Annotated in this window: 6 protein-coding genes and 1 pseudogene; 5 read left to right on the forward strand and 2 right to left on the reverse strand. The window is 60.5% G+C overall.

From position 1 onward, the window contains the following. Positions 1 to 130 precede the first annotated feature (130 nt). The 3 genes from VGU03_RS08970 (at position 131) to VGU03_RS08980 (ending at position 7,470) form a co-directional block, all read left to right on the forward strand. Positions 131 to 3,724, forward strand: coding sequence for a methylmalonyl-CoA mutase family protein (locus tag VGU03_RS08970; RefSeq protein ID WP_327480047.1), 3,594 nt, complete (start codon positions 131 to 133; stop codon positions 3,722 to 3,724). 229 nt (positions 3,725 to 3,953) lie between these two features. Next, positions 3,954 to 5,027 carry an ATP-binding protein gene (locus VGU03_RS08975; RefSeq protein ID WP_327480048.1) on the forward strand — a complete coding sequence of 358 codons (1,074 nt, stop codon included), beginning with the start codon at positions 3,954 to 3,956 and terminating at the stop codon, positions 5,025 to 5,027. After that, complete coding sequence (locus VGU03_RS08980; RefSeq protein WP_327480049.1) at positions 4,933 to 7,470, forward strand: S8 family peptidase; 2,538 nt, start codon at positions 4,933 to 4,935, stop codon at positions 7,468 to 7,470. The genes VGU03_RS08975 and VGU03_RS08980 overlap by 95 nt, the downstream gene beginning before the upstream one ends. Positions 7,471 to 7,616: 146 nt before the next feature. Here the strand turns inward: VGU03_RS08980 and VGU03_RS15640 are convergent. Together VGU03_RS15640 and VGU03_RS08995 are read right to left on the reverse strand one after the other, a co-directional pair. Beyond that, positions 7,617 to 8,069, reverse strand: a pseudogene (locus VGU03_RS15640) (restriction endonuclease); the annotation flags it as partial. Between the two features lie 230 nt (positions 8,070 to 8,299). Beyond that, positions 8,300 to 9,202 (reverse strand): hypothetical protein, encoded by a 903-nt coding sequence (locus VGU03_RS08995; protein ID WP_327480050.1) that lies wholly within the window; start codon positions 9,200 to 9,202, stop codon positions 8,300 to 8,302. A 238-nt stretch (positions 9,203 to 9,440) separates the two neighbouring features. On the opposite strand from VGU03_RS08995, the gene VGU03_RS09000 reads away from it, so the two are divergent. Together VGU03_RS09000 and VGU03_RS09005 are read left to right on the forward strand one after the other, a co-directional pair. Further along, entirely contained in the window at positions 9,441 to 10,442 is a 1,002-nt protein-coding gene (locus VGU03_RS09000) for an RDD family protein (RefSeq protein ID WP_327480051.1), read from the forward strand. 175 nt (positions 10,443 to 10,617) lie between these two features. Then, positions 10,618 to 11,607, forward strand: coding sequence for a hypothetical protein (locus tag VGU03_RS09005; protein ID WP_327480052.1), 990 nt, complete (start codon positions 10,618 to 10,620; stop codon positions 11,605 to 11,607). Positions 11,608 to 11,724: the final 117 nt, after the last annotated feature.

An 11,724-nucleotide genomic window follows, 5' to 3' on the forward strand; every position in this document is an offset into this window, starting at 1 on the left:
TGAGCGCCGCCCTCACGGCCCCGTCGGCGCCCACGGCGCATGCCGGCGTCACGCCCACCCGACTCCCCCGCGCCCTTGACCCCGATCCACTAGAATCGAGGGGTTCAGAGCACCGATGTCGGAGTCCCCCATGAGTTCCCCCGCCAGCCTCGTCCCCGCCGCCGCCGCGCAGGCCGAAACCACCCCGCTGCGTTTCGTCACCGCCGCCAGCCTGTTCGACGGGCACGACGCGGCGATCAACATCATGCGCCGCATCATCCAAGCCCAAGGCGCCGAGGTGATCCACCTGGGCCACAACCGCTCGGTGGAAGACGTGGTGCGCGCCGCGCTGCAGGAAGACGCCGACGCCATCGCGCTGTCCTCCTACCAGGGCGGCCACGTCGAGTACTTCAAGTACATGGTGGACATGCTGCGCGAGCGCGGCGCCAGCCACATCCGCGTGTTCGGCGGCGGCGGCGGCACCATCACCCCGGAGGAAATCCGCGAGCTGCAGGCCTACGGCGTCGAGCGCATCTATCACCCCAACGACGGGATGAAGATGGGCCTCACCGAGATGATCGAGGACGTCATGCAGCGCACTCGCGCCGCCCAGGCGAAGCGCCTGAAGGCCGAGCAGCCCGGCGTGCCGAAGGTCGACATCGACGACGAAATCTCCGTGGGCCACATGCTCACCGACATCGAGGAATCGCGCCTGGGCGAGGGCGAGCTCGCCCACCTGCGCAAGCAATGGGACCTGGCCGGCCGCAAGACCCCGGTGCTGGGCTTGACCGGCACCGGCGGCGCCGGCAAGTCGAGCGTGGTGGACGAGCTGCTGCTGCGCTTCCTGCACGCCTTCCCCGAAATGCGCATCGCCGTGCTCGCTGTCGACCCGACCCGCCGCCGCTCCGGCGGCGCGCTGCTGGGCGACCGCATCCGCATGAACTCGCTGCGCTCCAAGCGCGTGTACATGCGCTCCATGGCCACCCGCCGCCAGCACATGGCCACCAACGAGGTGCTCAAGGACTGCATCGCCTTCCTCAAGAGCCAGCCCTACGACTTGGTGATCGTGGAGACCGCCGGCATCGGCCAGAGCGACTCGGAGATCGTCGACCTAGTCGACTTCCCCGTCTACGTGATGACCAGCGACTACGGCGCCGCCAGCCAGCTCGAGAAGATCGACATGATCGACTTCGCCGAGCTGATCGTGCTCAACAAGTTCGACAAGCGCGGCGCCGAAGACGCCCTGCGCGACGTGCGCAAGCAGTGGAAGCGCAACCGCACCGCCTTCGCCCTCAAGGACGAGGACGTGCCGGTCTACCCGACCATCGCCAGCCAGTTCAACGACCCGGGCGTGACCTGGATGTTCGCGAACCTGTGCCGCCTGCTGCGGGAGAAGCTGGGAACGGGGAACGGGGAACGGGGACTGGGCAGCCCGCGCTGCGACTTCCAGCCCGACGTCGACACCAGCCTTAAGGAACCGCGCGCCACGGTGTTGATTCCCGGCAGTCGCGTGCGCTACCTCGCCGAGATCGCCGAGCAGGGCAGGGGCATCAACGGCTCCATCGCCCGCCAGGCCGAAGCCGCCAGCAAGGCCCAGCACTACTACGAATCGCTCAAGGAGCTGGACGACGAGGCGCTCCCGCGTCCGCTGGATCTCTACGCGAGCGACGCCTTGCATCCCTCTCCCTCCGGGAGAGGGACCGAGGGTGAGGGTACGACCCTTGCCCAAAGCTCCGCGCAAGCCCCGAACCCTCACCCCCAACCCCTCTCCCGGGGGGAGAGGGGAGCAGTCGACCGCACCCTGCTACTCCTCCGCCAGCGCTACAACGAAGCGGTAAAGGAACTCTCCGCCGAATCCGTGCACCTGCTGCGTGACTGGCCGGCCCTGCGCGAGTCGGTCACCAAGGACGTCAACGAATACCAGGTCCGCGGCAAGACCATCCGCGTGGAGAACTACCGCGAGTCCCTGAGCCACCAGAAGATCCCGAAGGTCGCCCCGCCCAAGACCGACAGCTGGGGCGACCAGCTCCTCTTCCTCGGCAAGGAAAACCTCCCCGGCCACTACCCCTACACCGGCGGCGTCTACCCCTACCGCCGCACCGGCGAAGACCCCACCCGCATGTTCGCCGGCGAGGGCACCCCGGAGCGCACCAACCGCCGCTTCCACTACCTGAGCCAGGGCGGCGCCGCCACGCGCCTGTCCACCGCGTTCGACTCGGTCACCCTGTACGGCGAAGACCCGGCCCCGCGCCCGGACATCTACGGCAAGATCGGCAACTCCGGCGTCAACATCGCCACGCTGGACGACATGAAGAAGCTCTACTCCGGCTTCGACCTGTCCGCGCCCACCACCTCGGTCTCCATGACCATCAACGGCCCGGCGCCGATGATCCTCGCGATGTTCATGAACACCGCGATCGACCAGAACGTGGAGAAGTACCTCAAGGCCGACGACGCCCGTTGGGGCGAGGCACAGAAGAAGATCGCCAAGCTCTACGAAGGCCGCGAGCGCCCGCGCTACTCGGGTGATCTACCCAAGGGCAACGACGGCTTAGGGCTAGGCCTGCTCGGCGTCACTGGCAACCAGCTCGTGGACGAGGAAACCTACGCCCGCATCAAGGCCGAAACCCTGGCCGCCGTGCGCGGCACCGTGCAGGCCGACATCCTCAAGGAAGACCAGGCGCAGAACACCTGCATCTTCTCCACCGAATTCGCCCTGCGCATGATGGGCGACATCCAGCAGTACTTCGTCGAGCACAAGGTCCGCAACTTCTACTCGGTGTCCATCTCCGGCTACCACATCGCCGAAGCCGGCGCGAACCCGATCAGCCAGCTAGCCTTCACCCTCAGCAACGGCTTCACCATCGTCGAGTACTACCTCGCCCGGGGCATGCACATCGACGACTTCGCGCCGAACCTGAGCTTCTTCTTCTCCAACGGCATGGACCCGGAGTACACCGTCATCGGCCGCGTCGCCCGCCGCATCTGGGCCCGCGCCATGCGCGAGCGCTACGGCGCCAGCCCGCGCAGCCAGATGATGAAGTACCACATCCAGACCAGCGGCCGGTCGCTGCACGCGCAGGAGATCCAGTTCAACGACATCCGCACCACGCTGCAGGCGCTCTACGCGCTGTTCGACAACTGCAACAGCCTGCACACCAACGCCTACGACGAAGCCATCACCACGCCGACCGAAGAGTCCGTGCGCCGCGCCGTGGCCATCCAGATGATCATCAACAAGGAACTGGGCCTCAACTTCAACGAGAACCCCTGGCAGGGCAGCTACGTGGTCGAGGAGCTGACCGACCTGGTGGAAGAGGCCGTCTACAAGGAGTTCGAGGCGATCAGCGAGCGCGGCGGCGTGCTGGGCGCCATGGACACCATGTACCAGCGCGGCAAGATCCAGGAAGAGTCGCTGTACTACGAACACAAGAAGCACGACGGCTCGCTGCCGCTGATCGGCGTGAACACCTTCCTGCCGAAGGAGCACGGCGGCGAAGTGGCCACCGAGATCGAGCTCATTCGCTCCACGGAGGAGGAGAAGGGGCAGCAGATTGCGAACGTGCGGGCGTTCGGGGAAGCGCGGAATGGGTTGGCGCCGGAGAGCCTGAAGCGGTTGCAGCAGACGGCGCGGGAGCGGCGGAATGTGTTCGAGCAGTTGGTTGAGGCGGTGAAGTACAACTCGTTGGGGCAGATTAGCCACGCGTTGTATGACGTGGGTGGGGAGTATCGGCGAAACATGTGAATTGTCAGATTTCCATGTAACGCAACGAGCTAAACGACCAGGATTCCACCCCTCCTTGAGCTGGCCAGTCCCGCAGTAAAACGATCGTTCTTGGATCGCGGCGGGCTAGTCTCAGCATCCGGGACTCGATGGGGTATCCTCGGCAAAGTCGGCGATTGCGCCTCTTGGTCCAATCGCGGAGCTGATTCACGGATGGGCCTTCATCCACGTTAAATGTTCGAGCGGACACATGGCACGAAGCGATTTGCTCATCTCTCTGGTGCGTGCTGCTGCTAGCGGCGATCGGGCGACTGTTCGCTCGACTGCGGAGGCGCTCGCGGCCGATGAGCGCGCAAAGAACCACCATATTGTCGCTGATCGCTTACAACGAGCAATCGCAAACGTAGCGGTCACGTCTAGTAGCCTTCTTTCCGTTTCCGAAAAAACCGCACACCACGGCCGCGACGCGATCATTGAGATTCAACCACAGATCCAGATGGACCAACTTCTGCTTGGTCTCCCTGTCCGTGAAAGCGGTCGGCAATTGGTGGAAGAACATGCGCGTGCTGATGTGCTGCGGTCCCACGGATATGACCCACGACATCGAGTGCTGCTGTCTGGCCCCCCAGGCAACGGTAAGACGTCGTTTGCTGAGTCGATAGCCGAGGCCCTGAATCTGCCATTCATGGTGGTCCGTTACGACGCTCTTATTGGCAGCTACTTGGGCGAGACAAATGCCCGATTGCGAAAGCTGTTTGATTACGTACGTACCCAGCCTTGCGTTCTGTTTTTTGATGAATTCGACGCGATAGGTAAGGAACGCGGCGATACTCATGAAACCGGCGAAATAAAGCGCGTCGTGTCATTCCTTTTGATGCAATTGGATCAGCTGCCCAGCTACGTAATCGTGGTTGCCGCCACCAATCACGCAGAATTATTGGATAGAGCGGTTTGGCGGCGGTTCCAGATGCGACTTGCCTTTCCGGCGCCAAGCCAAAAAGAGATCGAGGCGCTGCTTGAGCGCATCATGCGTCGCTGGCCACAGATGCCGAAGATGTCTCGTGGTTCTTTGGCAGCTAAGCTCGGCTCGCTGAATTTTTCGGAAGTGCTAGATTTTTGTCAAAATGTAAGGCGTCGCGAAATTCTTGGATTGGGGGAGACAGGGATAGATGATGCACTTAAAGCCGAGCTTGATATTTGGCGCTCGCGCGTTCGGCCGGAGGTGACGGATGGCGGCCGATCTAAGCAAGCCACTGCTGAGGGTCATTCCAGAGCGGGACGTCGATCCTCGCCGGCCAAGAAAAGGGTTCCCAAAAGGCCCTGATCCTTTTCCCACTGAACGTCAACTTGGACGTTTCGCGCCCAAGTTCGATCGACTGGCCGAGGTGCTGCAACGCGATCCTGGGGGGATGAGCCTGCGGGCTGACCCGTCAGCACTCGCTCCAGAAAGAGTGTTGGTGTTTGAGTTAAGGGGGAGCGTCGCGCCGTTCGTATCAGCAATTCGAAGTATCCGCGGCTTAGAGCTCGTGGATGAAGAGGAACTGGAGGCGGACGAAGAGGATAAAAACCCTGTTGCCTATCTGCTGGTCCCAGACGCTAAGGCGCTCAGCCAAATCGAATCGCTTTGGCGGCGTTGGCAGCGAAATGAGCCACTTGGCGATAGTTACATGGCCGGTTGGCGCGAAGCTTTTGCTTTGCTTAAGGACTTGAGACCATGGGGGCCACAAGATCGAGTCGATCCTCGAGATGCAGAGGGACTCGAGCAAGAAATTATCGGGTTAGAAGATCATGACCTCATACGGATCGAAGCGGAGTTGGTTTTCCGTAAAGACTCGAGCGCAGCGGAAGATGCCTTTAGAAGGGAGTTAGACGGGCGTGGGCGAGTGATTGCGCGTTCTCGAATTGATGAAATTGCCTACCACGCGCTCTTAATCGAACTTTCTGCGGCCCAAGTGCGCCAAATTATTGCCCGGTCCGTTAGAAGCATCGCCGGTTTTGACTCGGTTATGCACATTCGGCCGCAGAGTCTCGCCAATAGCATCGAGTTGGCTGAAGCGTCGCCCTCCGATCAGGACCTCGATCCCGCCGAACTGGGGGTGCCAATTTTGGCGCTACTTGATGGTGTCCCAATGGCTCGGCACTCGTTGCTCGAACATCACCTAGTGATAGAAGACTTGTTCGGCTTGGAGCCAAACGCACAAGTCTCTGATCGTAAGCACGGCACAGCGATGGCATCGCTGATAGTGCACGGTGATCGCAACTTAAAGGGGGTGCCACTACCCCGGCGTATTCACGTGCTTCCAGTGATGGCTGCTAGTCCCGGGCAGGGCGAGACGTTTCCTCAAGACCGCTTGGTTGTAGACATGATCTACAACTCCGTTCGCACAATGCGCGAGGGGGCGGAGGCGACTGCCCCGAATGTAATAATTATAAACGTCTCACTTGGTAATCGTCGTCAACCTTTTCATGGGAAGCTTTCCGCATGGGCGCGGTTGCTTGATCGTTTAGCTTATGAGTATGGAATTCTATTTATAGTTAGCGCTGGAAACATTGCCGAAAGCTTTACAGTGCCTAGATTCGCCAATAGCGTAGTGTTTGAGGATGCTGATGCGGAAGCGAAAGCTATAGGCATATTGGAGTCGGTGAATTCCCTACTAGGGCAGCGGCGAATTATCGCTCCAGCTGAATCCATCAACGCCATAACGGTGGGGAGTTGCAATGAAGATGCGGTGTCTCCGGCACTTCGCTTAACTGCTCGAACTTCGGTCGACCCTTATCCCGATCTCCGCATTGCGAATCCCTCTAGTGCGCTCGGGCCGGGTTATGGTTCCGCGGTAAAGCCGGATTTATTAATGCCCGGGTCACGGGAACGGCTACGAGTGGTGACTAGCAATGGTCAATCAATTGGTGTCGCCCCGGCACCGCCAACTCATGCCGCGGGGCTCAAGGTCGCGGCTCCTCCAAAAATCGGTCAGGAGAGCTATGAATCGTACACGAATGGCACTAGCGCATCGGCTGCTCTAGCCTCTCGTACTTGTCATCGCATTCACGATGCGCTGGAGGGGAGCTATGGGGATGCGTTCCTGAGCCTCCCTCATAAAGAGCGAGCAGTACTAATTAAGGCGCTCATCGCGCACACGGCGGAATGGCCTGAACAGACAGCTGAGTTGATGAAACAGATACTTGGCCCTGCAGATGGGCGACAACACGTGAAGCAGAAGGACAACATTCGGCGATACCTAGGATTTGGCCTGGTTGACGCCGATTCGGCAGTTGCATGTACCTCCGACCGCGCGACGTTTTGGGCGGTTGGAGAGATACGTGCCAATCAGATGGTCCATGTGCCAATCCCAATTCCTGCGGCCATGGGTGGACGTGCCCAGCCGCATTCCTTGTCTGCGACTGTGGCCTGGTTCACTCCCACGCACCCAGGGACCAGGGCATATCGCTCTATCCGATTGAGACTACTTGAACCCGAAGAAATGGGTGAGCTAGGACTAGGGACCTGCTCGCGGCAGCCAGACGTGAATCAAAGCAACCGAGGAACGTTGTTTTGCCGGCGGTGGGAAGGATCGAAGGCAGCAGCAGTCTCACACGACATGGTGCTACGGCTGCACATACAGCGAGAGCTGGATCAGGTCGGCCACTATGACGACTCCATTCCGTTCGGGGTGGCTGTAACTATTTCAATGCCCGGAGTTGTGGAAATCTATGAGCAAGTTCGGCAGCGGCTTGGAATTCTGCCTCGCATCCCGACGGGTCCGTAACTCCCATGCTCGCGAGAGAGTCGCGGTCAAACAGGACTAGAAAGCTGGGATGGATGTTGATGCGAGTGTGATATCCCAGTTTAGGTTGTCGCAGACGCCCAACGTTTGCCTCAGAATTTAGAGGGCTAGGATATTGAAAACCCGGGTCAGAGTGCACTTTCTGTTAGCTGGCGCGTGCCGCGACAGCCTGGGTAGGACATGCAACCCCAGAAGCGTTCGTTGGTGCGGCGGTTGGCGCGCAGCTGCATCTCCTTGCCGCACTTCGGGCAAGGTGGTGCTGTCTCGGGCGAGGCGGGCGGTCGCGACTGGGACGTCGGGTTGGCCGACGTGGTCTGCACGCTGTGGACCATGTCGAGCAGCGCCGCGCCTGTGATCAGTTCAATGGGTTTTTCTTTAGCGAAGCGCTGCGCGTCGGCGGTGTAGGCCCCTACGGCGATGATCTTCACTTCAGAGGCCTGGTGGTGGGCGAGGAGCCCGTACATTTCGCGGACGACCTTTACGTCCACGCGCTGGGTTTTCCAGCGCTTGCACTGCACGAGCGTCAGCTTGCCGTCCTTGTTGAGCATTAGGTCGACGCCGCCGTCCGCACCTCCCTGTCCAAGAAACTGGGGTCAGAGTGCACTTTCTCGAAAAGCCGACTCTGACCCCTGTTTTCACCTGTTTTCAGACCCCTGTTTTCAACCCCTGTTTCAAGCGCGCACCGGCCGCTTCGCTGGGCTGAGGCCCGTTGGGCGACAACCCATCCGCTGAACTGTCCCGGGCACCTTTGGCCAAAGCTTTGCCGACGAAGGCGACCACAGCCGCCTTCGCCGGGGTAGGGCAACGCAGGTCAGGCGGCGATCGCCGAAGCCATGCCGGTCGCGGTGTCGTCGTCGCAAACGTCGCGCCACAGGTGGTACATCACGCCGAACATCACCGTGAACATCGCCAGGAACAAGGCGACGTAAAGCGGGACGACCACCACGAACACCAGCCATGTGCTGATGAGCTTGGCGAGCAGGGTGAGCAGGATGACCAGGATCGCCAGGGCGATGATCGCGACGATCCAGGCGAGCGCGCAGCTCAGCGCAAACACGAGCAGCGGCAGTAAGTTCTTCAGCGCGCCGACCATGCCGTCGCCGATCGCGCCGAACACGTTGCGGCCGCGCAGCGCGATCTGACCGAGGCTGATCGCATAGAACCCCGTCATGAACAGGCCGACCAGCATGAACAGCGCGAAGGTGGTGCCGAAACCGCTGGGTAACCCTGTCGGGGGCGGCTGGTGGCTGGCCTGCGCGGCCAGCGCCTGCGCGTACCAGTTGACCAGGTTGTGCCCGTTCACTGCGAGCACGGCGCCGAACAGGACTACGTAGATCGCCAGCATGGCCAGCCCGTAGCCGATCAAGCGCAATGCCTCGCCTTGCCGGTAGGGCTTGAAGATGTCCACTGCGCGCGTTGGCAGGCCGCGCTCGGCCGTATCGACCACCTGCAGGTAGCCTGCGTAGAGCGGCAGTATCAACAGGCTCAGCACCGTGGACAGCGCCATGAGTCCGACGAACATCGCCGGGCTTGGCGGTGTGCCTGCGTGGGCCGCTTGCAGTTGCATCGGCAGCACAAGCAGCGACGGCAACAGGCACGCCAGCAGCAGGATGGCAGCCCCTCCGAGCAGCGGCTTGGGATGGCGGTAGCCCGCGCTGATGCCCTGCTTCAGCCAGCCGAAGCCGGCCAACGGTCCCCTGGATCGTGTCGTCATGTGTCGATTCCCCCGGATGGTCGGCGCCCCCGCGCCGCCGGTCGAGCATAACCGCTGGCGGCGGGCGCACGGAATGCGGGATTGGCGGCAATGCCCTCCGGGCTATCCCGTCCGCCCACGGGCCGCGCAGGCCTTGAAACTGGGGCCAGAGTGCACTTTCTCGAAAAGTCGACTCTGACCCCTGTTTTGGTGCGCATCGTGTTTGCGGCAATATCCCCTTGGAACAGGGGAGAAAGCCATGGACACGTCTGTAACGGAAGGCGGGCGGGATCTCGTCATTGCCGGCTTCTGGCGCCGTCTCGGCGCCTTCGTCATCGATATCCTTATCCTCGGCGCCATCGGGTTGACTCTTGGTGCCTTGTGCTTCGATCCACTCGCGCGCATGGGCGCGCCGGCACAGCTGATCGGTTTCGCCATTTCGCTGACGTATTTCGGTGTTTTCAACAGTCGCCTCGGCAACGGGCAGACGCTGGCCAATCGCTGGCTTGGCATCCGTGTGGTCAATGCGCAAGGGCAGCCGCTGTCGCTACCTCGTGCATTGCTTCGCTATGCCGTGCTGGACGGACTGGTCCTCTTGAATCTTCTGCCGATCCAGTCCGAGTGGGTGCAGCCGTCCGGTGTCGGGGACCTCATTGTCCAGGCGCTGCTGTCTGCACTGGCGCTAGGCAGCAGTTTCGTCATCGTCTACCTGGCGATCTTCAACCGCCGCACACGGCAGTCGTTGCACGATCTGGTGGTCGGTTCCTACGTGGTGCGCACGCAGCCGGAAACGGGGGAGGCGCATTTCGCGCAAGTCTGGCGTGGTCACATCGTGGTTTCGGCCTTGATCGCGCTGCTCTTCCTGGGCACGCCTTTCGTCGTCAAGCGACTTACCCAGAGCGATCTTTGTGCGGGGTTGTTGCCGCTGCAACAGACGCTCCAGGCCCAGCCGCATGCCATGGACGTTCAAGTGATGCGGGGAACCCTTTTCGTCGCGTCCGCTGGCAACGGTAGCGCAACGATCCACTCGCTGACGGCGCAACTGCGCGTCAACACTCCGATGATCCACGATGCGGGCTATGCGCGCGGCATTGCCCGGATACTGGCCAAAGGCGATCCGCATCTGGGTCAGGAAGACACCGTCAGGGTGGTTCTAATCTATGGCTACAACATTGGCATCGCATCGTGGTCAACCAAGCAGACCTATTCGTATAAGCCGAAAGAGTTGCTGGGTGTGAGGGACGGTGTGGTTGGTGCTTAAGACGTTGGCAAAAAAAGTGTTAGGGACAATTTCGACGGCAGACCTTCAAATTGTTCCTGACACCTTTTGCAGACACCCTCTTGAACTTGGGCGCTTGTCGTATCGCGTTGTTGGCATGGCTAGCAAGTGAGCCCATATCCAATTCACGCAAGTTGCATCAGTGGTGTGAGGTTACATGGACGCGAAAATTGAAAACCTGCGCGTCAGTAAGTCGTACGCTACGGAAGAAATCCACTTCTCAGGCGGTCTTCGAGGCGTGCGCACAAATCTCGGTTGGGCGTTATATCCCCTGTCTAGCGATAAAGATTCGGATGCGGTTGTTTTCAAAGCGCCGCAGGATCATCTCGACTTTGCCATCGGCCAATGTGGTGTCAGGTACTTGGGCACCTGCGTCAAGTACATGTCACACGCGAACCGGCCTTCAATGGACGTTTGGGAATTTGGCGCGCGCGATCCCCAAAGTGGCTTAGGCGCCGCTGACTCTTGGGCAGCTATTGGACACCAAGCCGAAAAAGCGCGTGACAAGCAATACGCGGAAACCACCTCTTATATCAGCGCGCACCTTAGGGCAGCTTCGCTTCGCCTTAGGGACGTGTCTAACGGGTACCACAATCAGCTAAGTTGGGCGCTGGCGGAAAACAAAGCTCCAGGAACTTGGTTTTCGAACACAGCTTTGGACGATCTGTATGCGGACTTTCACTCACTTATCTCAGAGATTTCGTCTGCGCGAGACCACATCGCAATGGTTGCGGCGATACATGTCGGTGCGCCTGGTCGCATAGACAGCTTGTCGCGGCTCGAAGACTGGGTCGCTAAACCTGTAAATCGAAATCACGCGACACATCCCATGGTGCGCATCCTCCTAGATGCACTAGGAGCGGTGCCGGCATCTGGTTGGTTGCGCCGAATAGGAGATCTGCGCAACGAAATGCTGCACCGCGTACCGATGAGTGCAAATAGATCCGTCGCAGGGTTAGTTCTCGAACAAGGCCAAACTTCTCTTGGGCCGGTTTCAAAAATCCGCCTAGCTGAGCCATTGAGCGTCACAGCTCTGTCCTCGCAGCCAATAGACCCGCTCGTCGAAATTTCACAGCTTGTCGGCTGTTTTGAAATGCTTTGTAGGGCTGCTTGGAAGCATGCAAGTGAATCGCCCAGGGTTTCCTAGACATCTCAGGGCCATGGAAAATGGCCTATTCGGAGGTGTCCATGAGCAGCAAGCGGTATACGGATGAGTTCAAGGTAGAGGCGGTCCGCCAGGTGACGGATCGCGGGTTCAAGGTGG

The organism is Frateuria sp. (assembly GCF_035944355.1).
Lineage (GTDB): Bacteria > Pseudomonadota > Gammaproteobacteria > Xanthomonadales > Rhodanobacteraceae > Frateuria_A.